Raw genomic sequence first — 25,349 nt, 5'->3', positions numbered from 1 at the left:
GCAGCGCCTCGCGGGCGCTGCCAAGCCGACCTACGCGGCTGTATGGCTTTGCTTCCAACCTTGGTGTCATTTGAAACTTCTGCTTACCTACCGCCTCGCGCGCATCGCCATTCACCTGAGCTGCGGCATGGCCAAGAGCGCCGTGCTCTTTCCCTGGCTGGACCTGGAAGGGCGTAACCGGCGCATCCGCCGCTGGTCGACGCAGCTGCTCGACATCTGCGGCGTGCACGTGGCGCAGCCGGCAGACAGCGTGCCGGCCCTCGACCATGCGATGGTGGTGGCGAACCACGTCTCGTGGCTCGACATCTTCGTCATCAACGCCGTCCACCCCTGCCGTTTCGTCGCCAAGGCGGAAATCCGCGCCTGGCCTATCCTCGGCTGGCTGGCGGGGCGCGCCGGCACGATCTTCATTTCGCGCGGCAGCAAGCGCGACTTGCGCCTGATCTTCCAGGGCCTGGTGGATAAATTGACGGCGGGCGAGCGCATTGCGTTCTTCCCCGAAGGCACGACCGCCGCGCAAGGGCAGATCCTGCCGTTTCACGCCAACCTGTTCGAGGCGGCCATCGACGCGCAAGTGCCGGTGCAGCCGTTCGCGCTCGTGTATGTGGATGACAAGGGGGCGCTGCATCACGCCGTCGATTTCATCGGCGAGATGAGCTTTGCGCAAAGCATGGTGGCGATTTTGAGCGGCCCGCCGATCACGGCGCGCCTGACCTGCCTGGCGCCAGTGGCGACGGTCGACGCGCACCGGCGCGAACTGGCGGCGGCAACGCAGGCGGCGGTCGCCGCTGCGCTGCCGCTGGAAAAGGCCGCCTAGTTTTTGACGTGCAGCCAGCGCGCATGCGCGGCGCGGGCCAGGTAGTCGAGGATGAAGCCTAAAATCCCGATCAGCACGATGGCGGCCATCAGTTCCGAATACGCGAGGCGGTCGCGCGTGTCGAGGATGAAGTAACCGAGGCCTGCCGAGACGCCCAGCATTTCCGCCGGCACCAGCACGATCCAGATGATGCCGATGGCCAGGCGCACGCCCGTCAAAATATCGGCCGTGATGCCCGGCAAAATCACCTTGAAGACGATCTCGCTGCGCGTGGCCGACAGGCTGCGCGCCAGCAGCAGCCAGTTCGGATCGAGCCGCGCCACGCCGGCCGCCGTATTGAGCAGGATGGGCCAGACGGCCGCAAACGCCAGCAGGAAGTACACGGGCGCATCGCCGACACCGAGCACCATCACGGCGATCGGCATCCACGACAGCGGCGAAATCATGCGCAGCAGCTGGAACAGCGGCATGGCCGCGCCGGAAAAGCTCTTCGACATGGCCACCAGCACGCCCAGCGGCACGCCGATGACGATGGCCAGCCCCAGGCCCACGGCCACCCTTTGCAGGCTCAATACCACGTGCAGCCAGATATCCGGGCCGCCCACCATTTCCTGGAACGCCAGCGCCGTGGGCAGCGGCGCGAAGGCGGTGGCGATGGGCGTGGATTTCTCCAGCGCCGTCACGCCCATGGACCACAGCAGCAAGGCACAGGCCAGCCCCACCAGTGGCAGGCCGAACTTCGTGAACAACTTGCTCGTCATCGTCAGACCGCCACGGTTTCGCTGCGCAGCAGGTTGGCCGGCAAGCCGAAGGCGGCAGGGCCGCCGACTGCCGTGATGGCCTTGCGCACGAAGCGGTCATCGACCAGGTCGCGCGCGGCGAACTTCGGATCGAGGCTGGACAGGAAGCGCGTATCGCCTTCGACCTTGGTGCGGCCGATGGCGCGCACCAGTTCTTCCGTGTACGAGGCGAATGGATACGGCTGGAAGTCGATGCGGCGCTGCTGCCAGTTCTTGTGCACGATCAGGCCCTGCTTTTCGTAGCCGGCGTAGTCGGTGGTGGCCAGTACCTTGGTCAGCACTTGCAGCGGATGCGGCGTGTAGCGGTGCTCGCCCACGTTCGACAGCAGCTTGGCCGTGTCGACCTGGTTCGAGCGCGTCCACAGCTGCGCCTTGACGATGGCGTTGGTGACTTTCTGCGCCCATTCCGGACGCGTATTGATGTCGCGCTCGGACAGGAAGGTGACGCAGCACGCATGGTTTTTCCACACGTCGCCCGAGAAGCGCAGGATCTTGCCGATGCCGGCGTTTTCCGCCGCCGCATTGAACGGTTCTGCCACGATATAGCCGGCAATCGACTTGCTGGCCAGGGCGGAGACCATTTCGGCCGGCGCCAGCACGACCAGGTTGACTTCATTCGGCTTGATGGCCGCGTTGCGCGCGCGCGTGACCGGGGTCAGGCCATTGGCGCTCAGGATTTGCTGCAGCAGGATGTTGTGGATCGAGTACCAGAACGGAATCGCGACCGTGCGCCCGCCCAGGTCGGAGACCTTGTTGATCTCGTTGGCCACGGTCAGCGCGGAGCCGTTGACGTGGTTCCAGGCGACGACTTTCGCGGGGAACTTGGCGCCGTAGCGCACCCACAGGGTGGCCGGCGACAGCAGGTGGATGACGTTGACCTGGCCGGCGACGAAGGCTTCGATGATCTGCGCCCAGCTGCGGAACAGGCGCGGCGTTTCCGCCTGCAGTCCTTCCGCTTCGAACAGCTTGCGGGCGTGGGCGACGAGCAGCGGGGTGGCGTCGGTGATCGGCAGGTAGCCGATTTTCACGGGCTGGTCATCGCCTTTCGGGCCTTGCTGGGCCATGGCGTCGCCGGCGAACAGCAGCGGCGAGGCGACGCTGGCCGTGGCCAGGGCCGACATGCGCAGGAAGTCGCGGCGCGTCAGGCCGCAATCGCAATCGGACGAGGCGCAGATATGCAGGGGTTTGTTGTGGTCTTCGAATGTCATGGGAAAGTTCCGGTCGATTAATTGGGAGCGAAGGCGGTGGGAGCAAAGGCGGGCGTTTGATCCTGCTTTTGCAGCGCCTGCAGGGCGTCGAGGATGTCCATCTTGAGGGCGATCACGTCGGCGCTGTGGCCGATGCGCGGCTGGTCGATGGCGACGGGCCATTCGCGCACGATGTTGCCCGGCTTGCCGCCCATGAGCAGGATGCGGTCGGCCACGAGGATGGCTTCGTCGATATCGTGCGTGACCAGCAGCACGGCCGTATGCCAGCGGTGCACCACGTCGACCAGCAGCGACTGCATCTCGGCGCGGGTGATGGCGTCGAGCGCGGAAAACGGCTCGTCGGCGAACAGCAGTTCCGGTTCGCGTGCCAGCGCGCGGGCCAGGGCCACGCGCTGCGCCATGCCGCCCGACAGGGCGGACGGATACAGTTTTTCGCGGCCCTTCAGGCCCACCGCTTCGATGGCTTGCGCCACGCGCGCCTCGTGCGCTGCGCGCGTGAGCTGCGGCTGGTGCTTGAAGTCGAGGCCGAAACCTGCATTGCCCGTGACGTTCAGCCAGGGCAGCAGGCTCGCCTGCTGGAAGACGAGGGCGCTGCGCGGGTCCGGTTCGCGCATGGGCGCATCGAGGAACTGGATATCGCCCGTGGATGGCGGCTGCAAGCCGGCCAGCACGCGCAGCAGGCTCGATTTGCCGCAGCCGCTGCCGCCCAGCAGGCAGACGATCTCGCGCTTGCGCACGCCCAGCGAGACGTGCTGGAACACGGGCGCGCTGCCCGCATAGGAGAAGCTCAGGTCCTGCGCCTGCAAGGCCCAATCAGCAACGCTCATGCCGGGGCTCCCGCTGCCGCCTGCTGGCTGTCGAACAGCTGCAAGGCCGCCTGCAACTGCGTCAGGCTGGGGGTGACGATGGGGATGAACGACGATTCGCGCCAGCGGCGGGCAAAGCCCTGCTGCTCGGCGTTCAGGTAGGCGCGCCCGCCCATGGCTTGCAGTTCCAGCATCAGCGCATGCTGCAGCACGTCGGCCAGCTGTATGCGCAGGCGGAACATGGCCGGCGCCTGCGTCTTGAAGCGGCCATCGTGCACGCCGGCGAGCAAGGTGGCGACGGCTGCCTCCAGTGTCGCTTGCAGCGCTTCGATGCGCGGCGTGAGCTGGTTGCGCGATCCGGCCGAGATTTGCGCCGCCTTTGCCAGGCTGGCGCGCGCCAGGCCGATCGACAGTCCGCACTGCATGCCGAGGAACGATGGGCGCACCTGCGGCAGCCAGGCCGGCGCGTTGTCGCTGATGATGTCCGCGGCGGGGATGTGCACCTGCGCCAGCTTGACGGAAGCCGTATTGCTGCCGCGCAGGGCGATCAGGTCCAGGTCATCGCTGCGCTGCACGCCCGCCGTGCCGCTGTCGAAGGCGACGATGACGGGCGGCGCGCCGTCGTTGGGGGCCACGGCGGCCGCCGCGACAAAGCCGGCCTTGCGCAGGTTCGTCACCCAGGCCAGGCCGCCGTCGACGAGCAAGCCGTCATCGTGACGTGCGCCCGTGATTTGCAGCTGTTCGATGCCGGACAAGAATTTCATGGCGTTCGACAAACCGCTGGCTCCTGCCTGCGTGCCGGCCAGCAGGCCGGGCAAGCGGCGTTCGGCCAGCGCGCGGTTCTCGCTTTGCAGCAGGAATTCGATGAAGCAGCGCTGGCCCCAGAAGACAAAGGCCGCCGTCACCGATTGTTCGGCCACTTTGGCGATGGCTTCGATGGCGTCGCGCACGTCGCCGCCCGCGCCGCCGTGTTCCTGCGGCACGCCGATGGCCAGCAGCTTGTCGCCGGCCAGTGCCGGTAATACGGTTTCAGCCAGCTCCGACGATTGGTCGAGCTGGTCGGCATGCATGTGCAGCCAGTGAGTGAGGTTCGCCATGTCAGACGGCGCCAGGCAGGTAGGGCGTCAATTGCGGATTGACGGGCGTGCCGGCCAGGCTGTTGGAGAAATTGCACAGGGTGGCCAGGCTGATGCCCAGCACGACTTCCAGCGCCTGCTGCTCGTTGTAGCCGGCGGCCAGGAAGGCTTGATATTCGGCGTCGCTGACGGCGCCGCGCGTGGCGATGACGGCCGTGGCGAAGGCGGCGACGGCGTCCAGCTTCGTATCGCCCGTCGGCTGGCCGTGCTGCAGGGCGCGCACCGTGTCGGGCGTCTGCCCCGCTTTTTTCAGCGAGATGGCGCTATGGCCGGCGATGCAGAAATCGCAGCCATGGATGCGCGCGGCCGTGATCTGCACCACTTCGCGTTCCATCAGGCTCAAGCTGGCGCGCGCATTGATGCCGGAGACGGTCAGATAGGTTTCCAGGGCCAACGGGGCGTTGGCCAGCACGCCGATCAGATTGGGCAGGAAGCCATTGTTGGCGATGGCCTTTTCCACGAAGGGGCGGCTGTCGGCCGGGGCGGTATCGAGAGTGTGCAGCGTCAGACGGGACATGGGGTACCTTGCTAAGTTAGTAAGTCACCCGGCCATTATATCGGCCATGCCGTGCACGCAACAGACGTCAGCGTCGTCCTTTTGTGCTCGTTCGTCTGCGATTGTGTGATCCTTGATGTCAGCTGGCCAGCTGGCGCAATCGCTGGTCGCGCCGGTAGGCGCCTGGCTGCTCGCCCGTGACCCGCTTGAAGGCGCGCGTAAAGGCGGCGTGCGAGCGGTAGCCCACCAGTTCGGCCGCGCGTTCGACGGAGACGCCGTCGTGCAGACGCCGCGCGGCGATCTTCATGCGCAGCAGGAGCAGGAACTGGGCCGGCGAGTGGCCGCTGGCGCTGGCGAAATGCTTGCAGAAGCTGGCGCGCGACATGCACGCCGCCTTGGCCATGTTCTCGATCGACCAGTCGTCGGCGGGGGCGTCGAGCATGCGTTCGAGCAGCGGCGAAAATGCGGGCTGGTGCAGCAGCGACAGCAGTCCGGCCGCCACCTGCTCGCCCTGCGCCACATGGCGGATCAGGTAGAAGAACAGCAGTTCGACCAGGCGCGCGATCAATGGCGACGGCTGTTCCGGGTCGCCGCCCGCTTCCGCCAGGATCAGGTCGAACAGCGCGGCGGCGGCGCTGAAGGCGGGCGCGTCGCCGCGTATCAGCAGATACGGCGGGAAGGAGTCGACGATCAGCGTGGAGAGGGCGCCGCGAAATTGAAAGAAGCCGCAGGCCAGCGCCGTCGCCGGCTGCTGCGTGGGCGTTTGCAGCGGCAGCATGGCTTGCGCGCTCACCGCCTGCAGCGGATCGCTGTGCGGACTGAGGAAGTGCGGCAAGTCGCGCAGCAGGAAGACGCCGTCGCGCGGGCCGAGCGCAATGGGCGCCGCGCCGTCGAGGTGCAAGTAGCAATGGCCATCGAGCACCAGGTGAAAGCTGCCCAGTTCCCGGCCCGCCGTGGAAGCGCGCCAGCGGCCGCAGTACTGGCCCACATGCAGGACGGCGGTGTCGAGTTCCAGGCTGCCGAGCAGCCAGCGCGCCAGTCTGTCGGTATCAGGGAGCATGGGATGGCAAAGGCAAGAGCTGCATCATAAAATTGACATCATATGGGCCAGACGCGGCAAGGCCAACGACCGATTTCGACTAAGCATATGCGCGTCAAGCTTGGCGCTTACTGCTTGCCGCTGTGTCGCTGGAACGTGGGGCAGTCGACTTGCAGCAGCGAGCGGTCTTCCAGGCACACGGCCGAGAGTTTCCCGCCCCAGACGCAGCCGCTATCGAGGCCGATCAGGTGCGGCCGTAGTAGCAGTCCCAGCGCCGACCAGTGGCCGAAGACGATGGTGTCGCCGGCGCTGCGCCGGTCCGGCACGTCGAACCAGGGCAGCAGGCCGGAGCCTGGCGGCGGGCTGCCGCTTTCCTTCATTTTGAAATCCATCACGCCGTCCGGCGTGCAAAAGCGCAGCCGCGTCATGGCGTTGACGATGCAGCGCAGCCGGTCGGCGCCCTGCAGGTCGTCGCGCCAGGCGGCCGGCTCGTTGCCGTACATGGTGCGCAGGAACGCCACCCAGTCGTCGCTGCGCAGCATGGCGGACACCTCCTCGCTCAGGGACAGGGCCTGGGCCGCGCTCCATTGCGGCAGCAAGCCCGCATGCACGAGCACATGGCCATCGTGTTCCAGTGCCAGTGGCCGCTGGCGCAGCCAGTTGATCAACTCCTCGCGGTCGGGTGCATCGAGGATTTCGGCGAGGGTGTCGGACGCATGCTCGGGCCGGATGCCGTTGGCCACGGCCAGCAAGTGCAAGTCATGGTTGCCCAGGACGCTGTCGGCCAGGCCCTGCTGCGCCAGCGCGTGCACGTGGCGCAGGGTGGCCAGCGAGGCCGGGCCGCGATTGATCAAGTCGCCCGCGAACAGCAGGTGGTAAGGACCGCCCGCCGCCGCCTGGATCCGTTCGATCAATGCGACGGTTTGTGCATGACAGCCTTGCAGATCGCCGATAAAGTAAGTTTTCATATGTGCCGGGGTGAAGTGAACTACGCGACTGCATTATAAGCATGCCCGCCCTGTGGCGTTGAGGCATTTATGGCAGGTGCCCGATTGCGCGCATGGCCGGCGGGAAGAAAAACGCGGGCGCCGATTATGCCGCATGGGAATTTGATTTAACGGCATGTCATGCTGCCGTATAGCGATAATAATCCGCCGGCATGCCATTCAGGCACGCGGGAGTGCCATTTCATTCATGTTTATTCATTTTCCATGCGTGCTTCCGGCATATTCTTCATTTAATCTTAATGTTGGCCCGCCAAATAAATCGAGGGCCGTGATTCAATTGGAGATGGATTATGCGTTGGTGCACAGATATTTATGCAATGTAGTATATTCCACGTGATTTTATTATTTAAATGAATATAAAGGATGTGCCAATGGATATGTCTACGATGACGATGCTGGAATTGCGCAAACTGGAAGATAATGTCAAGCAGGAATTGAACAGCCGCGAGCGTCAAGACTTGAACAAGGCGCGCGAACAGATCATGGCCATCGCGCAGCAAGCGGGTATTCCGCTGAAACAGCTGATACTCGATGGCTTGCATCCGCGCACGGGCAAAGTCGCGGTGCGTTACCGCCATCCTGAGAATGCGACCGAGCAATGGACAGGCCGTGGCCGCCAGCCGCTGTGGGTCAGGCAGTGGGTGGAATCGGGCAAGTCGATCGATCTGCTGCGCGTATAATTCGGTATACTCTTGGCGTAGTAGCAAGCTGCCGGCCGCGCGCTGCACCTTGCCACGCACTTTATTTATTCCCTTATTTGCCCCTTACCTATACCGGCCACACCATGCTCCCATTGTCCAGAACGATCTTCAAGGCCTACGATATTCGCGGCATCATCGCTAAAACCCTCGATGCCGGCGTGGCCCACAAGATCGGTCAGGCATTTGGCATGGCCGCCCTGGCCAAGGGCGAGCAGCGGGTCGTGATCGGCCGCGATGGCCGTCTGTCGGGACCGGAATTGACGGCGGCGCTGGCGCAGGGCTTGCAAGCTGCCGGTATCGACGTGATCGACCTGGGCGTGGTGGCCACGCCGATGGTCTACTTCGGCACGAATGTGCTCGACACGCGCTCCGGCATCATGGTCACGGGTAGCCACAATCCGCCCGACTACAACGGCTTCAAGATGGTGCTGGCCGGCGAAGCGATCCACGGCGAAGCGATCCAGGCGCTGTACCACAGCATCGTCGCGCACGACGGCGGCGCCAGCGCCACGCCGGGAAGCTATGCCACGCACGATATCCGCGCCGCCTACCTGGAGCGCATCCTGGGCGACGTCAAGCTGGCGCGCCCGATCAAAATCGCCGTCGACTGCGGCAATGGCGTGGCCGGCGCGTTCGCGGGCGACCTGTTCCGTGGCATGGGCTGCGAAGTCATCGAACTGTTCTGCGAAGTCGACGGCAACTTCCCGAACCACCATCCGGACCCGGCGCACCCGGAAAACCTGCAAGACCTGATCCGCTGCCTGGCCGAGACGGATGCAGAAATCGGCATCGCCTTCGATGGCGATGGCGACCGCCTGGGCGTGGTCACCAAGGATGGCCAGATCATCTACCCCGACCGCCAGATGATGCTGTTCGCCGCCGACGTGCTGACCCGCCACCCTGGCGCGCAGATTTTGTACGATGTGAAATGCACGCGCCACCTGGCGCCTTACATCACCAAGCATGGCGGCGTGCCGCTGATGTACAAGACGGGCCACTCGCTGGTCAAAGCCAAGCTGCGCGAGACGGGTGCGCCGCTGGGCGGCGAAATGAGCGGCCATATCTTCTTCAAGGACCGCTGGTACGGTTTCGACGACGGCCTGTATTCGGCCGCGCGCCTGCTGGAAATCCTCACGCGCGAAGCCGATCCATCGGCCTTGCTCAATTCCCTGCCGCAGTCCGACAGCACGCCGGAACTGCATCTGGAGCTGAAGGAAGGCGAGAACGTCGCGCTGATGGACATGCTGCGCCGCGACGCCGTCTTCCCCGGCAATGAACAGATCATCACCATCGACGGCTTGCGCGTGGAATACGCGGACGGCTTCGGCCTGGCCCGCTCGTCGAACACCACGCCGGTGATCGTCATGCGCTTCGAAGCGGAAACGCCGGCAGCCCTGGCGCGCATCCAGGGCCAGTTCAAGAGCGTGATCCTGGCCGCCAAGCCTGACGCCGTGCTGCCGTTCTGACAGCATGACCGCTCAACCTGGCGCACAGGCGCCCTTGAAAATCCTGCTGGTGCGCGTGTCCTCGCTGGGCGACGTGCTGCATAACCTGCCGATGGTGGCGGACATCGCCCGCCATTTCCCGAACGCGACCATCGACTGGGTGGTTGAAGAGGGCTACACCAGCCTGGTGCGCCTGAATCCGCGCGTGGCTACCATCTTCCCGTTCGCGCTGCGGCGCTGGCGCAAGAGCCTGGGCAAGAAAGAGACGCGCGCGGAAATCGCCGCCTTCTTCCGCAGCCTGCGCCGGACGCATTACGATTATGTGTTCGATACCCAGGGCTTGCTCAAGACGGGCATCATCATGGGCGCCGCGCGCCTGGCGCCGGGCGGACAGAAGGTCGGCCTGGCCAATGGCAGCGAAGGTTCCGGCTACGAAGGCATCTCGCGCCTGTTCCACACGAAGAGCATCCCGCTCGACCCGCGCACGCATGCGGTAGCGCGCGGCCGTCTGGTGGCCGCAGCGGCGCTGTGCTACGCGGTCGATACGCCCGCCGATTTCGGCTTGCCGGAAGTGTCAGGCAGCGAGCCGCGCCCGGACTGGATGGACGAGGCGCCCTACTGCGTGTATTTCCATGGCACGGCGCGCGACGCCAAGAAGTGGGCGCCTGCCAACTGGATCGCGCTGGGCCAAGCGCTGGCGCCCATGCCGATTCTGCTGCCCTGGGGTTCGCCCAAGGAAAAGGCCGAAGCCGAGGTGCTGGCGGCCGGCCTGCCGAACGCGCGCGTGCTGCCGAAGCTGTCGATGGACGACGCCACCCTGCTGGCGCGCCACGCGGCGCTGGTGATCGGCGTCGACACGGGGCTGACGCATATCGCCGCCGCCTTCGTGCGCCCGACGGTGGAAATCTACGCCGATTCGCCGCGCTGGAAAACGGAAGGCAACTGGTCGCCGAACATCATCAACCTGGGCGACAAGGGCGCGCCGCCCGGCGTGCCGGACGTGCTGGCCGCGGCACAACGCCTGCTGGCCGAACATCCTCCCGCCTGACTTTAACCGCCTGACTTCAATATTCAACAACCATGCGACTTCTTTATACCCTTGCCTGGTGGCTGGCCTTGCCCCTGGTGCTGGCGCGGCTGTGGCTGCGCGGCCGCCAGGAACCCGGCTACCGCCAGCACTGGGGCGAGCGCCTGGGCTTTTACGGCCGCCAGCCGACAACGGCTACGGACACCATCTGGCTGCACGCCGTCTCCGTCGGCGAGACGCGTGCGGCCGAGCCGCTGATCGATGCGCTGTTGGCCGCCTGGCCTAGATGCCGCATCGTCCTCACGCACATGACGCCGACGGGGCGCGCGACGGGTAAGGCGCTGTTCGCCAAACACGGGGCGCGCCTCGTGCAAAGCTATCTGCCATACGACACGGGCGCCATGCCGGCCAGTTTCATCCGCCATTTCGCGCCGCGCATCTGCATCCTGATGGAGACGGAAGTGTGGCCGAATTTGATTTACCAATGCAATCGCTACAAAGTGCCGGTGGTGCTGGCCAATGCGCGCCTGTCGCAGCGTTCTCTGGGCAAGGCGCAGCGCCTGGGCAAACTGATTGCCGATGCGGCGCGCGGCATTACCCTGGTGGCGGCGCAGACGCAGGACGACGCCGATCGCGTGCGCCAGCTGGGCGTGCGGGACGTGGTCGTCACGGGCAGCATCAAGTTCGACGTCGTCGTGCCCGAGGCGGCCCTGGTGACGGGCGCCAGGCTGCGCGCTGCGATAGGGGCGCGTGCCGTGCTGCTGTGCGCCAGCACGCGCGAAGGCGAAGAGCAGCTGATCCTCGATGCGTATATCCGCGCCAGCTTGCCGGCCAATGCGCTGCTGCTAATCGTGCCGCGTCATCCGCAGCGCTTCGACGAGGTGGAAAAACTGATCGCGGCGCAAGGCCTGGCCGTGCAGCGCAGGTCCGGCCTGGCGCAGGACGATGCTGTGGCGCAGGGCACGCAGGTGCTGCTGGGCGACTCGATGGGCGAGATGTTTGCTTATTACGCGGCTTGCGATTGCGCTTTCGTCGGCGGCAGCCTGCTGCCGCTGGGCGGACAAAACCTGATCGAGCCGGCGGCCCTGGGCAAGCCCGTGCTGATCGGCCCGCACACCTTCAATTTTGCGCTGATCACCGAGCAGGCGATCGCCGCCGGCGGCGCCGCGCTGGTGGCGGACGCCGACGCGCTGATGGCACAGGCATCAGCCTTGCTGCAGGATCCCGCGCGTTTATCGTCCATGGGAGAGCGGGCGCTGGCGTTTGCCAACCAGTACCGGGGGGCCACGCCGCGCACGATAGCGGCCATCAAGCCCCTGTTGCCGTAATATTGCCAACAATGGCGTCGGATTACGCGCCCTGCGCTAATCCGACCTACGCGACAGCTGCCGTGATCGAGGTAGGTCGGATTAGCGCTTGCGCGTAATCCGACAGGCGACGCCAACAATGTTGTTTACGCGAACAACACCGGCAGCTCCTGCGAGCGTTTTCTCAGCGCCTGCTTGGCCCCATCGTAATTGGGATAGATCGATTCCACGGTGGCCCAGAAGCGGGGGCTGTGGTTCATTTCCAGCAGGTGCGACAGTTCGTGCGCCACCACGTAATCGATCAGCGGCAGGGCGAAGTGGATCAGGCGCCAGTTCAGGCGGATCTTGCGCTCGATGGTGCAGCTGCCCCAGCGCGTGCCGGCCGATGACAGCGACAGCGAATCGTAGCGCACACCCAGCTTGTCCGCATACAGGTCCAGCCGTGCCTCGAACAGCTGGCGGGCCTCGTGCTGGAACCAGCCCTTTACTTTTTCCTTCAATTGCTGCTCGCTGCCCGTGGGCGTGACCCATACGTGCAGTTCATTCGTCTCGCGCTGGAAGCTGGCGCGGTGGCGCGGCGCCTGGTGCAATCGCAAGGTGATGTCGCCGCCAAGATACGGCAGCACGGCGCCGTCGACCCATGCCACGGGTGGGCGCTGCTGGCGCTGTACCTTGCGCTCACCCCGTTCCAGCAGCTTCGAGACGATCCAGCCTTGCTTGGCGCGGATGGCGTTGTCGATTTCGGCCAGGGTGACGCGCTTTGGGGCGGTCACGCGCAAGCCGTTGTCGTCGATCATGAAGCCGATGGAACGGCGCGTGGAGCGGCGCAGGGCGAATTCGACGAGGTGGCTGCCCAGCTGCAGCTGGCGCAGCGGCGGGCCGTCGGCGGTGCGTGGCGGGGAAGGCAGGGGAGGCGGGGCGGGACGAGCGATGGGGGGGGCGGGCGGTGGCGCAAGCTGCACCGGCGCCACCACGGGCGGCGCTGGCGGTGCCGTGGGGCGCACCGCCGGGGTCGTGCTGGTCGAGACGTCATGCGCGAACAAATCCAGTTGCTGGTCGCCGACCTTGATGGTCTTCATCTGCTGGCGCAGTGTCGGCTCCTGGATGACCGCGCTGATGCCGTCTAGCCAGCGTTGTAGGCGTGAGGCGAAATGACGCGCATTTCTGATTCTATCCAATTTTCCACCTGTTGCATCATGCTGTCCGGGGTTTGCCCTTCCGGCGAAATCGGTTTGCCTATCGAGACGGTGATCAGCCCCGGGCGTTTGAGGAATGACTGCTTGGGCCAGCACTCGCCTGAATTGTGCGCAATCGGCACCACCACGGCGCCCGTGGCGATGGCCAGACGCGTGCCGCCGCTCTTGTACTTGCCTGCCTGACCCACGGGAATGCGGGTACCTTCAGGGAACATGATAATCCATTGGCCATCGGCCAGGCGGCGCTTGCCATGCGCGACGACGCTCTTGAACGCATGCTTGCCCTGCTTGCGGTCGATGGGGATCATGCGCAGCAGCGCCATGGCCCAGCCGAAGAAGGGAATGTACAAAATCTCCTTCTTGAACACATACACGAGCGGACGGGGCAGGCTGGGCAGCAAGAAGATGGTTTCCCATGCCGACTGGTGTTTCGACAGCACGATGGCCGGCGCGTCGGGGAAGTTCTCGGCGCCCTTGACTTCATAGCGGATGCCGCAAATGACCTTGGCACACCACAGGATAAACACGTTCCAGCGCGAAGTGACCCAATAGCGCTTGTTGTAGCTCAATGGCGCGGCAAAAAAGCACACGCAGGCCCAGACGATGGTGGCTACGATCATGATGATCATGAACAGCAGGGATCGCAGGAACAGGGAAATATTACGCAATGCGGTTCTCCGAAGATTAAATACTGAATGCCACGGTGGGCGCCGGTGCGGCGGGCGCCTTGAGCAGGTGGTTCACGACGGCGGCCAGATCGGGGAAGACCTGGGTGCCAGGCGGCAGGCCACCCGTCTCGTTGGTTTTTTCGCCCTTGCCCGTCAAGACCAGGTAGGGCACGCAGCCGCTGATGAAGCCGGCCTGCAGGTCGCGCAGCGAATCGCCGACGGTGGGCACGCCTCTCAGGCTGGTGTTGTAGCGCTGCGAGATTTCATGGAACATGCCCGGTTTCGGCTTGCGGCAGTCGCAATTGTCCGCGCCCGCATGCGGGCAAAAGAAGATGGCGTCGATGTCGGCGCCCACCTGCTGCGCCAGGGTGTGCATCTTCTGGTGGATCGCGTTCAGCACCGTCATGTCGAAGTATTCGCGCGCGATGCCCGACTGGTTCGAGGCGACGATAACGCGATAGCCGGCCTGGTTCAGGCGGGCGATCGCTTCGAGCGAACCGGGGATCGGCAGCCATTCGGCCGGCGACTTGATGAAGTCCGGCGAGTCATGATTAATGACGCCGTCGCGGTCGAGAATAATCAGTTTCAGCGCCGGAGTACCCATTATGCCGCCAGCTTGGAAATGTCGGCCACGCGGTTCATCATGCCGTGCAAGGACGACAGCAAGACCAGGCGGTTGTTGCGCAGGGCGACATCCTCGGCCATCACCATCACGTCGTTGAAGAAGCCATCGACATCGTCGCGCAGCTGCGCCAGGGTTTGCAGGGTGCTGGTGAAATCGCCCTTGGCGAAGGCCGCGTCGACTTCCGGCTGCACGCGCGAGACGGCGGCGGCCAGTTTTTTCTCCGCTTCGTCCTGCAGCAGCGCCACGTTGACGCCGCCGGCGGCGACCTGGCTCACGGCTTCCTCGTTCTTTTTCAGGATGTTCGTGATGCGCTTGTTGGCGGCGGCCAGCGAGGCGCTTTCCGGCAAGGCGGCAAACGCCTGCACGGCTTCCAGGCGCTGCACGATGTCGTCCAGCCGATCCGGGTTCTGCGCCACGACGGCTTCGATTTCATTCGGCGAGAAACCGCGCTCGCGCAGGATGCCGCGCAGGCGGTCGAGCATGAAGGTGGTGACGTCCGCGACCGGGTCCTTGAAGCCGGGAACGGCTGCGAACTGCGCGGCCGCATCGGCCAGCAAGCCCTGGATCGACAGGGGCAGGCGTTTTTCCAGCAGCATGCGCAGCACGCCCAGCGCGTGGCGGCGCAGCGCGAACGGGTCCTTGTCGCCCGTCGGCGCCAGGCCGATGGCCCAGATGCCGACCAGGGTTTCGAGCTTGTCGGCCAGCGCCACGGCGGTGCCGGTGGCGGTCGATGGCAGGGCGTCGCCGGCAAAGCGTGGCTGGTAGTGTTCCGAGGCGGCCAGCGCCACTTCTTCCTGCTCGCCATCGTGACGCGCGTAATACGTGCCCATGATGCCTTGCAGTTCGGGGAATTCGCCCACCATGTCGGTCAGCAGATCGGCCTTGGCCAGCAGGGCGCCCCGCTCGGCCAGCGCCACGTCGTAGCCCAGCTTGGCGGCGATGGCGCCGGCCAGCGACTTGACGCGCTCTGTGCGGGCCGCTTGCGTGCCCAGCTTGTTGTGGTAGACGACGTTGGCCAGCAGCGGCAGGCGCGATGCCAGGGTTTTCTTCTTGTCCTGCTCGAAGAAGAACTTGGCGTCGGACAGGCGCGGGCGCACGACGCGCTCGTTGCCGCCGATGATGTGTTCAGGCGTGTCCGTCTCGATGTTCGAGACGATCAAAAAGCGCGAGCGCAGCTTGCCTTCGCTGTCGGTCAGGGCGAAATACTTCTGGTTCGTCTGCATGGTCAGGATCAGGCATTCCTGCGGCACGGCCAGGAATTCTTCCTCGAAGTGGCACTCGTACACGACCGGCCATTCGACCAGGGCGGTCACTTCATCGAGCAGCGCTTCGGGCATCAGCACCAGGTCGGCACCGGCTTTTTCCAGCAGCTGGGCGCGGATGCGCTCCTTGCGTTCCTCGTTGCTGGCGATGACGCTGGCGTTGAGAATCAGCGACGGCGCATAGTTTTCCGCGTGCGCGATGGTGATCGGTTCGCCGTCGGTGAGGAAGCGGTGGCCCAGGGTGGTGCGGCCGGCTGTCAGACCCAGCAGGGTCAACGGCAGGATATTGATGCCGTGCAGGGCGATCAGGCTGTGGGCCGGGCGCACGAATTGCACGGTGGTGCCGTTCGGGCGCTGGTAGCTCATCAGTTTTGGAATCGGCAGCTTGGCGGCCGATTCCGTCAAGGCCGCCTGCGCGCCCGTGGCGAGCTGGCTGCCCGGCGCCGTGTAGGTGTAGAAGAAGCTTTCAGCCTTGCCGTCGGCGGCGCGTTCCAGCTCGGCCACCGTTAGCTCGGGAAAACCCAGCGCGGCCAGTTTCTTGGCCAGCGGCGGCGTGCCGTTGCCGTTCGCGTCCAGCGCCACGGAGACGGGCAGGACTTTTTCGCGGATCGATTTGTCGGGCGAGACTTCGCGCACGTTGGTGATGGAAACGGCCAGGCGGCGCGGCGAGGCGTAGCTGGTGGCGACGCTGTCGGCTTCGAGGAAGTCGCGCGCTTTCAGGCCGTTGACGATGCCGGCCGTGAAGGCGGCGCCCAGTTTGGCCAGCGCTTTCGGCGGCAGTTCTTCGGTCAGCAGTTCGATGAGCAGTGTTTGGTTCATGGTGTTCTTGTCTGGTACGGCGGTGTATGAGCTAGGCGATCAAGCGGCGGCGGGTTGGTCTGCGGCGGGCAGCATCGGGAAGCCGAGGCGTTCGCGCGAGTCGTAATACGCTTGCGCCACCAGGCGCGACAGGGTGCGCACGCGGCCGATGTAGGCGGCGCGTTCCGTCACCGAGATGGCGCCGCGCGCATCGAGCATATTGAAGCTGTGCGAGGCCTTCATGATCTTCTCGTAAGCGGGCAGGGTCAGTTGCAGCTCGATCAGACGCTTCGCTTCCGCTTCGTAGTTGCCGAACTGTTCGAACAGCAGGTCCGTATTCGCGTGTTCGAAGTTGTAGGTCGATTGTTCCACTTCGTTCTGGTGGAAGACGTCGCCATAGGTCAGTTTTTTCGTGGTGCCGTTTTCTTCCCACTCGGTCCACACCAGGTCATACACGTTTTCCACGCCTTGCAGGTACATGGCCAGACGTTCGATGCCGTAGGTGATTTCGCCCAGCACGGGCTTGCAATCGAGGCCGCCCACTTGCTGGAAGTAGGTAAATTGCGTCACTTCCATGCCGTTCAGCCAGACTTCCCAGCCCAGACCCCAGGCGCCCAGGGTCGGGCTTTCCCAGTCGTCTTCGACGAAGCGCACGTCATTCTGCTTCAGGTCCAGGCCCAGCGCGGCCAGCGAACCCAGATACAGGTCGAGGATGTTTTCCGGCGCGGGCTTGAGCACCACCTGGTACTGGTAGTAGTGCTGCATGCGGTTCGGGTTTTCGCCATAGCGGCCATCCTTCGGACGGCGCGAAGGCTGCACATACGCGGCGCGCCACGGTTCCGGGCCGATGGCGCGCAGGAAGGTACCGGTGTGGAAGGTGCCGGCGCCGACTTCCATGTCGTAAGGCTGGAGCAGGGCGCAACCTTGCTTGTCCCAATAGGTTTGCAAGGTCAGGATAATTTGTTGAAATGTGAGCATCGTATGAGTTCGCCGCGCGGGAGGCTGCGCGCTGTTAAGGTTTGCTTGAAGCCCGCACGCTGCTAACAAGCGCGTCCGGGCCGGGGTTTTGCTAATTTTAGCGGTTTTTACGGGCCCACTGTGACTCTTCGGGCAATATCGACCGCTTATTGCTGCGCAGCGCGGCCGCGGCGGGCGGCGCGCGACAGCAGGAAGGCCGTCAGCAGGGCCAGCGCGGCCAGGGCCAGCACCAGTTTGTTGCCGTACAGAATGTATGGCGTCATGCCGCCCATGCCTTGCACCTTGGCCGCCAGCGTAGCTTGCTGTTCCGGCGGCAGCAGGCTTTGCACCACGCCCTTGCCGTCGATGACGGCGGTGGCGCCCGTGTTCGTCGAGCGCAGCATGGGACGGCCCGTTTCCAGGCTGCGCATCTGCGAAATCTGCAGATGCTGGGGGATGGCGATCGAGTCGCCGAACCAGGCCAGGTTCGAGATATTGAGCAGTACGGACGCCGACTGCTTGCCGTGGCGGTGGGCGCTGGCCAGCTGGCCGGCGATTTCCTCGCCAAACAAATCTTCGTAGCAGATATTCGGCAGCACCAGCTGGTCGCGCACGGGCAGCGGCGCCTGCACCTCGGCGCCGCGGCCCATGTCGCCCAGCGGGATGGCCATCATGGCGACGAACCAGTGCAGGCCGGGCGGCACGAATTCGCCGAACGGCACCAGGTGGTGCTTGCGGTACTGGTAGTAGGGACCGCCTGTGCCGTTGGGGGAAATTCCCAGGGCCGCGTTGTAGAAGCGCTGCTGCTCGTCGAGCACGGGCATGCCGACCAGGATCGTGCTGCCCGTCTGCTGCGCATACGTCGCCAGGCTATCCAGATAGCCGGGCGGCAGCTGGTGCGGCAGCACGGTGACGGCTGTTTCCGGCGTGGCGATCAGGTCGGCCGGCGCACTGGTGATGGCGCTCTGATACATCTGCAGGGCGCCCAGCACGAAGCCGGGGTCGAATTTCTGCTGCTGCGGCACATTGCCCTGCAGCAGGCGCACCGTGATCGGGCGCCCGACCGGATGGGTCCAGTTCACGTATTGCAGGCCGATGCCGGCCGCGTACAGGACGACCACGCCGCCCAGCGCGCTCCAGCGCGTGCGGTGCGTGAGCAGCAGCAGGGCGCCAGCGGACAGCGCCGCCAGCCAGCCCAGGCCGTACGATCCGACGATGGGCGCAAAGCCGCCCAGCGGGCTGGTATTGTGGGCGTAGCCGGTGGCCAGCCACGGAAAACCCGTAAACAGCCAGCCGCGCGTCCATTCGAACAGGGTCCATGTGGCCGGCAATACCAGCAGGGTCATGGCGGGCAGGGACAGCACCCAGCGCTGGCGCAGCCAGGCGGCCGCGCCCATGGCCAGGGCCACGTAGATGGCCATCAAGAGGGCCAGCAGGGCCACGGCGACGGCGGCGATCGGCGCGGCCATGTCGCCATAGCGATGCATGGAGATATACAGCCAGTGCGTGCCGGCCGCGCACCAGCCGAAGCCGTAGGCCCAGCCGATCAGCGCGCCGGCCTTGACGTTCGCCGCGCGCAGCACCTGGTAGAACAGCACGCCCAGGCTGAGGATTTGCAGCGGCCAGTAGCCGAAAGGGGCGAACGCCAGCACCGCGACGGCGCCGGCGATGGCGGCAGTCAGCATGCGCGCCCACATGCTGCGGGGCGGTTTGGCGGGGGCGTTGGGGTCGGCGCGTCTGAAACGCATTTACAGCACGCGCATGTCAGAGTTCCAGTTCCGGCACATTGGGCAGGCGCTCGACGAGCAGCACGTGCACCTGGCGCGCATCGGCGCGCAGCACCTCGAAGCGCAAATTGCCCAGGTCGAAAATATCGCCCTTGTGCGCCATGCGGCCCAGGTACTTCGAAACTAGGCCGCCGATGGTGTCGACGTCGTCGTCCACCAGGTGGCTGCCCACTTCTTCGTTGAACTGTTCGATCTCGGTCAGCGCCTTGACGCGCCAGCGGGGGCCGAACTGGCCTTCCTTGAGCGAGAGGATATTGTCCTCCGCTTCGTCGAAGTCGTATTCGTCCTCGATGTCGCCGACGATCTGTTCCAGCACGTCTTCGATGGTGATCAGGCCGGCGACGCCGCTGTATTCATCGACGACGATGGCCATGTGATTGTGGTTGGCGCGGAAATCGCGCAGCAGCACATTCAGGCGTTTCGATTCGGGGATGAAGATGGCGGGGCGCAGCATGTCACGCACGTCGAAAGTTTCTTCTGCGTAATAACGCAGCAAGTCTTTCGCCAGCAGGATGCCGATGACCTTGTCGCGCTCGCCTTCGATCGCGGGGAAGCGCGAGTGGGCGGTGGACAGGACTTCCGGCATCCATTCCTCGATCGGCTTGCTGATGTCGATGACATCCATTTGCGAACGGGGAATCATGATGTCGCGCGCACAGAGATCCGACACCTGGAACACGCCTTCGATCATCGACAGGGCGTCGGCGTCGATCAGCTTGCGTTCATGCGCATCGTGTAGAACTTCGAGCAATTCTGCACGGTTCTCTGGCTCGGGGGAAATGAGTGCGGTCAGGCGTTCAAACAGTGACCGGTGGGGCTTGACGTCAGTTCTGACGCCACTAGGGTGCTCGGGCATAGGAGGCGTGAGCCGTTGTTGCGAAGGGATATAGGATACACCAAAAGTGGGGGAATACCGGATTTCCCCGCTTTTGATGCAAATTTAATACGTTGAAGTGCGCCGTTGCGCGATCTTTTACGCCGCTTCCGGGCCCAGCACGCGCGCGCGCAAGTGCGCCACGTCGGCTTGCCAGTCGGCAAAGTGCCCGCTGTCCTGCCACAGCTGGCGCAGTTCCGAGGTCTCGGCCGCGATCCTGTCGAAGGCCAGGCGCGCCTTGTCCAGCAGCGGCGGCGTGACCTTCTTCTTGCAGGCGGCCACCCATTCATCGACTTCCGCCGTGGCCGGGTCGTCCTCGCCCGGTTTTCCCAGCAGGCGCGCGATGACTTCCAGCGCGGCCAGCGCCTCGGCGGCGAACGGCGCTTCCAGTGCCGCTTCCTGGCTGTCGATGACGTTGTCGAGCGTCGTCTCGACCAGTTCCAGTGTTTTATATTCGTGCAAATCCTGCGCCCAATCCATAGCGTAGTCGTTGCCGAAGGCGTCGGTGGCCCAAGTGCCCATGCTGTGTCCTTGTTGCGTTGTATGGAATGGCAGGCATTTTGGCATGCCTGCCATGGCCATGCGGATTTAATTGCGCAGGATGGGTTCGTCCAGCAGGGCTTGCTGCATCTTGAGCATGGCATCCGTCAGCGCCCGTTTGCCGGTGATGGCGTGGTCTTTCTTGAATTCGCTGAATTCTCCTTCGCCCACGCCGACGACTTTCTTCGACACGATTTCCTTGCCGCTGGCATCGCTGATGTTGCAGGTCAGGTCGACGTTGAACCGGGTCGGCGGCCAGGTGAAGGCGCTGTCCGACGAAGAACTGGTCGACAGCTGCGGCGTCACGACATACACGATCTGGTGACGCGCCATGGCTTCCTGGTCAGCCGGGCTTTTCAGCGTGGTGACTTCGCCAAAGACATTCGACAGCATTTTGTACAGCGACAGCTCCATGTCGCGGTAGGGGAAATAGCTGACCTTGTCGCCACCGCCGCCGCCAGTGGTGACTTCGGTTTGGCGCAGCGTGTCGCTGATGTAGTACGCGACATTTTTCTTGACCGGGCGTGCGGTATCGGGGCGTTCGATGCCGGCGAGGTTGGGCGTGATGACCATGGGATGGGCGCAGCCCACCAGGGCGATGGCAACGGCAAGCGTTGCAAGAAGTTTGGTAATAGCCATGTGATAAGGATTTCGTGAAGTAGGGGGACGCCGGCTTATTGCAGGCTGTTGTTGAAGTCCTTGTCCTGATACAGCTGGGCGAGCAGTTTCTGCACGACGACCGTGTATTCCTGCATGGCGCGCGGCAGCGCGATGGCGCCGGCAAACGAGGATGGCCATTCATGGCTGGCTGTCTTGATCTGGTCATAGCGCACCTTGCCGGCTTTCTTGACGATGAAGCGCGCTTCCAGCATGGCCGTGCCGGTGCTGAAGCCCGACGCGTCGAATTCATTTTGCAGCAGGGTGCCGGAAATTTCGATATCGGCATCCGGCGCCAGCTTGTTTGCCAGGCTCAGTTCCTGTTTCAGCGCCTCGGCCACATACACGGAATAGGACTTCTCATACGGCGAGGCCAGGGACGCGCCACGCATGGACAGCGGGGCATCGGCCTTTTTCTGTGCGGCGAAAACCCCCACCTTTGCCTGGCTGCCGGCGCTATTTTTGAGTGTCTGGACGTTGTCCATCGACGGGGTGTAGGGCGGCGCGACGGTGGAGCAGGCGGAAAGGGCGATGGCGGACAAAAAGGCAAACAGAATCTTGGCGTGACGCATGCTGAAATGACTCCCTGGGTTCGGATGGTTAGTTGATCCATTCCTCTTGCGTGAATGGAAGATCTTTGCCTGGTGGAATCGCCAATTCTTTTTTATGAATATGGCGAATATGGCAAGACCGTATTATATCGTTGCGTTTTGGCAATTGAATCAAGCCGCGACGATATATTTCAGGGGGCAGTCATGGGGCAGGGGCGCACGCCGGCATTTGGCCAGCGTGGCAATGGCGGCAGTGGCATGGCGCGCACTGCTGCCTGGAGGCGATCGCGGTTGACGGGGCCAGGCTCAAGCCTGGTAGGGATCGGCAATCCCCAGCCCGGCCAGGATCTCCGTCTCCAGGCCTTCCATCTCCGCCGCTTCCTCGTCGACCATGTGGTCGTAGCCCTGCGCGTGCAGCACGCCATGCACGATCAGGTGGGCCGTGTGCTCTTCCACGCTCTTCTTCTGCTCGGCCGCTTCCTTTTCCAGCACGTCCGTGCACAGGATGATGTCGGCGCGCGTCGGCTCGTCGTCATGCAGCTCTTCGCCTTCGTTGTAGGCGAACGTCAGCACGTTGGTGGCGTAGTCCTTTTCGCGGTAGTCGCGGTTCAGGCTGCGGCCTTCTTCCTCGTCGACGAAGCGGATGGTGAATTCGGCCGGGGCGAACAGGGCCGCCTTGACCCAGCGGCGCACTTTCGGGCGCGTGATCAGGGTTGCCAGGCGGGTGTCCGGGTATTGCACGGACAAGGACAGTTTATTTTTTTCGGACATTTTTGGCGGCGGCTGGTTTCAACAAGGGGAGTAACTGGGCGGCGTCGGCATTGGCCGCCTGCGCCGTTTCATAGGCGTCGACGATGCGCGCCACCAGCGGATGGCGCACCACGTCGGTGCTGTTAAATTGCGTGAAGCCGATGCCGCGCACATCCTTGAGCACGTGCACGGCGTCGATCAGGCCGCTGGTCTGGCTCTTGTGCAGGTCGACCTGCGTGACGTCGCCCGTCACCACGGCCTTGCTGCCGAAGCCGATGCGCGTCAAAAACATCTTCATCTGTTCGACGGTGGTGTTCTGCGCCTCGTCGAGGATGACGAAGGCGTGGTTCAGGGTGCGCCCGCGCATGTAGGCCAGCGGAGCGATCTCGATCACCTGTTTTTCAAACAGCTTTTGCGTGCGGTCAAAGCCCAGCAAGTCGTACAGCGCGTCGTACAGGGGACGCAGGTACGGGTCGACCTTTTGCGCCAGGTCGCCCGGCAAAAAGCCCAGGCGCTCGCCCGCTTCGACGGCCGGGCGCGTCAGGATGATGCGCTTGACGGCGTCGCGTTCGAGCGCGTCGACGGCGCAGGCGACGGCGAGATACGTCTTGCCTGTGCCGGCCGGACCCACGCCAAAGCTGATGTCGTGTTCGAGGATGTCGCGCAAATAGGCGATCTGGTGCGGCGTGCGTCCGCGCAGGTCGGAGCGCCGGGTTTTCAGCACGGGGCTGGCGATGTCCGGTTCCACAAAAGTGCTGGCAGGCGCGTTGGCGTGGTGTTCGGAGGCGGCGGACAGGCCCGCGCGCTGTTCCACCAGGGCCAATTGCACTTCTTCCAGCGGCACGACCTTGTTGGCGATGGCGTAGAACTGCTCGAGGATTTCCACGGCGCGTTCGGCATTGCTGCCGCCGACGATGAATTTCTCGCCGCGGCGGAAGATCGTCACGTCGAGGGCGGCGGAAATCTGGCGCAGGTTTTCATCGAGCGGGCCGCACAGGTGCGCCAGGCGCGTGTTGTCCAGCGGCTCGGGGATGAAGTAATGCGGCTGTATCGGGGCTTTGGTTTTCAACTGGCTCTTTTCAATGCGGGTGCGCTGGCGACGAGTTCGCCGCGCAAGGTGTAGGAATGGCTTTCGGTGATGCGCACGTTGACCAGCTGGCCGACCAGCTTCAGCGCATCTGCGCCGGCGTCGAAATTGACCACGCGGTTGTTTTCCGTGCGGCCTTGCAGCTCGCTGTCATTGGTGTCCTTCTTCGAGCGGCCTTCGACGAGGATGGTTTGCACCGTGCCCACCATGGCCAGGCTGTATTTGCGCGTGTTGGCGTCGATGGCCGCCTGCAGCTGCTGCAGCCGGGCCAGTTTCACATCGTGCGGCGTGTCGTCTTCCAGGCTGGCGGCCGGCGTGCCGGGGCGCTTGCTGAAGATGAAGCTGTAGCTGTTGTCGAAGCCGACGTCGGCGATCAGCTTCATCATGGCGTCGAAGTCGGCCTGGGTCTCGCCGGGGAAACCGACGATGAAGTCGGACGAAATGGCCATGTTCGGACGCACGGCGCGGATGCGGCGGATGATGGACTTGTATTCGAGGCCCGTGTAGCCGCGCTTCATGGCGCCGAGGATCTTGTCGGAACCGTGCTGCGCCGGCAGATACAGGTGGTCGACCAGCTGCGGGATCTTCGCGTAGGCGTCGATCAGGCGCTGCGTGAATTCCTTCGGGTGGCTGGTGACGAAGCGCATGCGTTCGATGCCGGGAATGTCGGCCACGTATTCGAGCAGCAGGGCGAAGTCGGCGATCTCGCCGCCTTCCATCGCGCCCCGGTAGGCATTCACGTTTTGCCCCAGCAGGGTGATTTCCTTGACGCCCTGGGCGGCCAGGCCCGCCACCTCCGTCAGCACGTCCTCGAAGCGGCGCGACACTTCCTCGCCGCGCGTGTAGGGCACGACGCAGTAGCTGCAATATTTGCTGCAGCCTTCCATGATGGAGACGAAGGCCGAAGCGCCTTCCACCTTGGCCGGCGGCAGGTGGTCGAACTTTTCGATTTCCGGGAAGCTGATGTCCACTTGCGCATCGCCGCTGGCGCGGCGCAGTTCGATCATCTGCGGCAGGCGGTGCAGGGTTTGCGGGCCGAACACCATGTCGACATACGGCGCGCGCTTGACGATGGCGTCGCCTTCCTGCGAGGCCACGCAGCCGCCCACGCCGATCAGGAGGTGCGGCTTGGCCAGTTTCAGCTCGCGCAGACGGCCCAGGTCGGAAAACACTTTTTCCTGCGCCTTTTCGCGCACGGAGCAGGTGTTGAGCAGGATGACGTCGGCGTCTTCCGGCGTATCGGTGCGCACCAGGCCATCGGAGGCGCCCAGCACGTCGGCCATCTTGTCCGAGTCATACTCGTTCATCTGGCAGCCGAAGGTTTTAATGAATACTTTTTTCTGCATGGAGTCAGGCGCTTATCGGTAAATGTGGCGGCAAACAAGATGGGTGGGCAGGATGCTGCGGCGCAGGGGGCCGCTCAGGGTCGGGCGCGGTGGATGACCGGCCGGGCGCCTCTGGCTGCCCGGTGGCAGGCTCGCTGCAAGTTCAGGCCATAGTTTAGCGTAAATCGCCGGCACGGGCCATGTCGTGCTGATCTTGCCGGCAAGGTTGCGGTGTGAACAAGGCGCCCGGGACGGCGATGCTGAAAAGCATTTATTGCTGTGCGGCACCATTGATTTGTAACAAGTTGCTGCAAAGCCTTGTGTGCGCCCGCTGGCATCCTAATGTGTTGAAATAGCATCGTTGCCAAGCCAACCAGCAGCTTGATTGATATTTAACAATCAGGAAGTTTGCGCGAGGCGCAGATGCTGCGTGTTTGGACTAGTATATTGCCTTATATGCAATTCATTTTGGTGGGTTGCAGT

The 25,349-nt window shown here is 64.2% G+C and carries 25 protein-coding genes; 5 read left to right on the top strand and 20 right to left on the bottom strand.

From position 1 onward, the window contains the following. Positions 1–70 precede the first annotated feature (70 nt). Positions 71–817 (top strand): lysophospholipid acyltransferase family protein, encoded by a 747-nt coding sequence (locus tag ACQ4W4_RS05875; RefSeq protein ID WP_436541182.1) that lies wholly within the window; start codon positions 71–73, stop codon positions 815–817. Here the strand turns inward: ACQ4W4_RS05875 and ACQ4W4_RS05870 are convergent. The 7 genes from ACQ4W4_RS05870 to ACQ4W4_RS05840 all read right to left on the bottom strand — a co-directional run bounded on the left by ACQ4W4_RS05870 (position 814) and on the right by ACQ4W4_RS05840 (position 7,270). Beyond that, positions 814–1,578, bottom strand: a complete 765-nt coding sequence (locus tag ACQ4W4_RS05870) for an ABC transporter permease (RefSeq protein ID WP_436541181.1) — start codon at positions 1,576–1,578, stop codon at positions 814–816. The two genes, ACQ4W4_RS05875 and ACQ4W4_RS05870, sit on opposite strands and share 4 nt — an antisense overlap. 2 nt (positions 1,579–1,580) lie before the next feature. Next, positions 1,581–2,825, bottom strand: coding sequence for an ABC transporter substrate-binding protein (locus tag ACQ4W4_RS05865; protein WP_436541180.1), 1,245 nt, complete (start codon positions 2,823–2,825; stop codon positions 1,581–1,583). Positions 2,826–2,842: 17 nt separating this feature from the next. After that, on the bottom strand, positions 2,843–3,652 hold the full coding sequence (locus ACQ4W4_RS05860) for an ABC transporter ATP-binding protein (RefSeq protein WP_436541179.1): 810 nt from the start codon (positions 3,650–3,652) through the stop codon (positions 2,843–2,845). Continuing rightward, a complete protein-coding gene (locus ACQ4W4_RS05855) occupies positions 3,649–4,728 on the bottom strand; it encodes an acyl-CoA dehydrogenase family protein (protein WP_436541178.1) in 1,080 nt (359 codons plus the stop codon). Before ACQ4W4_RS05855 ends, ACQ4W4_RS05860 begins: the two co-directional genes overlap by 4 nt. 1 nt (position 4,729) lies before the next feature. Further along, positions 4,730–5,284: a carboxymuconolactone decarboxylase family protein gene (locus ACQ4W4_RS05850; protein WP_436541177.1), complete on the bottom strand. Its 555-nt coding sequence runs from the start codon at positions 5,282–5,284 to the stop codon at positions 4,730–4,732. A 118-nt stretch (positions 5,285–5,402) separates the two neighbouring features. Continuing rightward, positions 5,403–6,323, bottom strand: coding sequence for an AraC family transcriptional regulator (locus ACQ4W4_RS05845; RefSeq protein ID WP_436541176.1), 921 nt, complete (start codon positions 6,321–6,323; stop codon positions 5,403–5,405). A 107-nt stretch (positions 6,324–6,430) separates the two neighbouring features. Next, positions 6,431–7,270 carry a symmetrical bis(5'-nucleosyl)-tetraphosphatase gene (locus tag ACQ4W4_RS05840; RefSeq protein ID WP_436541175.1) on the bottom strand — a complete coding sequence of 280 codons (840 nt, stop codon included), beginning with the start codon at positions 7,268–7,270 and terminating at the stop codon, positions 6,431–6,433. A 410-nt stretch (positions 7,271–7,680) separates the two neighbouring features. Between ACQ4W4_RS05840 and ACQ4W4_RS05835 the strand changes: the two genes are divergently transcribed. From ACQ4W4_RS05835 to waaA, 4 genes are all read left to right on the top strand, one after another. Continuing rightward, on the top strand, positions 7,681–7,989 hold the full coding sequence (locus ACQ4W4_RS05835) for an H-NS histone family protein (RefSeq protein WP_436541174.1): 309 nt from the start codon (positions 7,681–7,683) through the stop codon (positions 7,987–7,989). A 104-nt stretch (positions 7,990–8,093) separates the two neighbouring features. Continuing rightward, positions 8,094–9,476 (top strand): phosphomannomutase/phosphoglucomutase, encoded by a 1,383-nt coding sequence (locus tag ACQ4W4_RS05830; RefSeq protein WP_436541173.1) that lies wholly within the window; start codon positions 8,094–8,096, stop codon positions 9,474–9,476. 4 nt (positions 9,477–9,480) lie between these two features. Next, positions 9,481–10,503 carry a lipopolysaccharide heptosyltransferase I gene (gene waaC, locus ACQ4W4_RS05825; protein ID WP_436541172.1) on the top strand — a complete coding sequence of 341 codons (1,023 nt, stop codon included), beginning with the start codon at positions 9,481–9,483 and terminating at the stop codon, positions 10,501–10,503. A gap of 32 nt (positions 10,504–10,535) precedes the next feature. Then, entirely contained in the window at positions 10,536–11,810 is a 1,275-nt protein-coding gene (gene waaA / locus ACQ4W4_RS05820; protein WP_436541171.1) for a lipid IV(A) 3-deoxy-D-manno-octulosonic acid transferase, read from the top strand. A gap of 125 nt (positions 11,811–11,935) precedes the next feature. On the opposite strand, the gene ACQ4W4_RS05815 is transcribed toward waaA, so the two are convergent. The 13 genes from ACQ4W4_RS05815 to miaB form a co-directional block, all read right to left on the bottom strand. Continuing rightward, positions 11,936–12,868 carry a M48 family metallopeptidase gene (locus tag ACQ4W4_RS05815; RefSeq protein ID WP_436541539.1) on the bottom strand — a complete coding sequence of 311 codons (933 nt, stop codon included), beginning with the start codon at positions 12,866–12,868 and terminating at the stop codon, positions 11,936–11,938. Between the two features lie 44 nt (positions 12,869–12,912). Beyond that, positions 12,913–13,653 carry a lysophospholipid acyltransferase family protein gene (locus tag ACQ4W4_RS05810; protein ID WP_034746739.1) on the bottom strand — a complete coding sequence of 247 codons (741 nt, stop codon included), beginning with the start codon at positions 13,651–13,653 and terminating at the stop codon, positions 12,913–12,915. 16 nt (positions 13,654–13,669) lie between these two features. Then, positions 13,670–14,257 (bottom strand): D-glycero-beta-D-manno-heptose 1,7-bisphosphate 7-phosphatase, encoded by a 588-nt coding sequence (gmhB, locus tag ACQ4W4_RS05805; protein ID WP_436541170.1) that lies wholly within the window; start codon positions 14,255–14,257, stop codon positions 13,670–13,672. Beyond that, the gene (glyS, locus tag ACQ4W4_RS05800) at positions 14,257–16,359 is read right to left on the bottom strand and encodes a glycine--tRNA ligase subunit beta (RefSeq protein ID WP_436541169.1); all 2,103 of its coding nucleotides are present in this window, start codon (positions 16,357–16,359) and stop codon (positions 14,257–14,259) included. Before glyS ends, gmhB begins: the two co-directional genes overlap by 1 nt. Positions 16,360–16,398: 39 nt before the next feature. After that, a complete protein-coding gene (gene glyQ / locus ACQ4W4_RS05795; RefSeq protein ID WP_034746745.1) occupies positions 16,399–17,316 on the bottom strand; it encodes a glycine--tRNA ligase subunit alpha in 918 nt (305 codons plus the stop codon). Positions 17,317–17,462: 146 nt separating this feature from the next. Beyond that, on the bottom strand, positions 17,463–19,043 hold the full coding sequence (gene lnt / locus ACQ4W4_RS05790; protein WP_436541168.1) for an apolipoprotein N-acyltransferase: 1,581 nt from the start codon (positions 19,041–19,043) through the stop codon (positions 17,463–17,465). Positions 19,044–19,059: 16 nt separating this feature from the next. Beyond that, a complete protein-coding gene (locus ACQ4W4_RS05785) occupies positions 19,060–19,938 on the bottom strand; it encodes a CorC family transporter (RefSeq protein ID WP_034746750.1) in 879 nt (292 codons plus the stop codon). Positions 19,939–20,055: 117 nt separating this feature from the next. Further along, positions 20,056–20,478, bottom strand: coding sequence for a DUF4259 domain-containing protein (locus ACQ4W4_RS05780; protein WP_436541167.1), 423 nt, complete (start codon positions 20,476–20,478; stop codon positions 20,056–20,058). A gap of 66 nt (positions 20,479–20,544) precedes the next feature. After that, complete coding sequence (locus ACQ4W4_RS05775; protein ID WP_436541166.1) at positions 20,545–21,135, bottom strand: hypothetical protein; 591 nt, start codon at positions 21,133–21,135, stop codon at positions 20,545–20,547. 35 nt (positions 21,136–21,170) lie between these two features. After that, the gene (locus ACQ4W4_RS05770) at positions 21,171–21,725 is read right to left on the bottom strand and encodes a hypothetical protein (protein WP_436541165.1); all 555 of its coding nucleotides are present in this window, start codon (positions 21,723–21,725) and stop codon (positions 21,171–21,173) included. A gap of 285 nt (positions 21,726–22,010) precedes the next feature. Next, positions 22,011–22,475, bottom strand: a complete 465-nt coding sequence (gene ybeY, locus ACQ4W4_RS05765) for an rRNA maturation RNase YbeY (RefSeq protein WP_436541164.1) — start codon at positions 22,473–22,475, stop codon at positions 22,011–22,013. Beyond that, positions 22,459–23,523 carry a PhoH family protein gene (locus ACQ4W4_RS05760; protein WP_070257432.1) on the bottom strand — a complete coding sequence of 355 codons (1,065 nt, stop codon included), beginning with the start codon at positions 23,521–23,523 and terminating at the stop codon, positions 22,459–22,461. Before ACQ4W4_RS05760 ends, ybeY begins: the two co-directional genes overlap by 17 nt. Further along, positions 23,520–24,887 carry a tRNA (N6-isopentenyl adenosine(37)-C2)-methylthiotransferase MiaB gene (miaB, locus tag ACQ4W4_RS05755; RefSeq protein ID WP_436541163.1) on the bottom strand — a complete coding sequence of 456 codons (1,368 nt, stop codon included), beginning with the start codon at positions 24,885–24,887 and terminating at the stop codon, positions 23,520–23,522. The genes ACQ4W4_RS05760 and miaB overlap by 4 nt, the downstream gene beginning before the upstream one ends. Positions 24,888–25,349 lie beyond the last annotated feature (462 nt).

This window comes from Janthinobacterium glycogeni, assembly GCF_051380725.1.
GTDB lineage: Bacteria > Pseudomonadota > Gammaproteobacteria > Burkholderiales > Burkholderiaceae_D > Janthinobacterium.
Note: the sequence above shows the minus strand (reverse complement) of the source record. Positions and strands in the feature narration are given on the sequence as shown.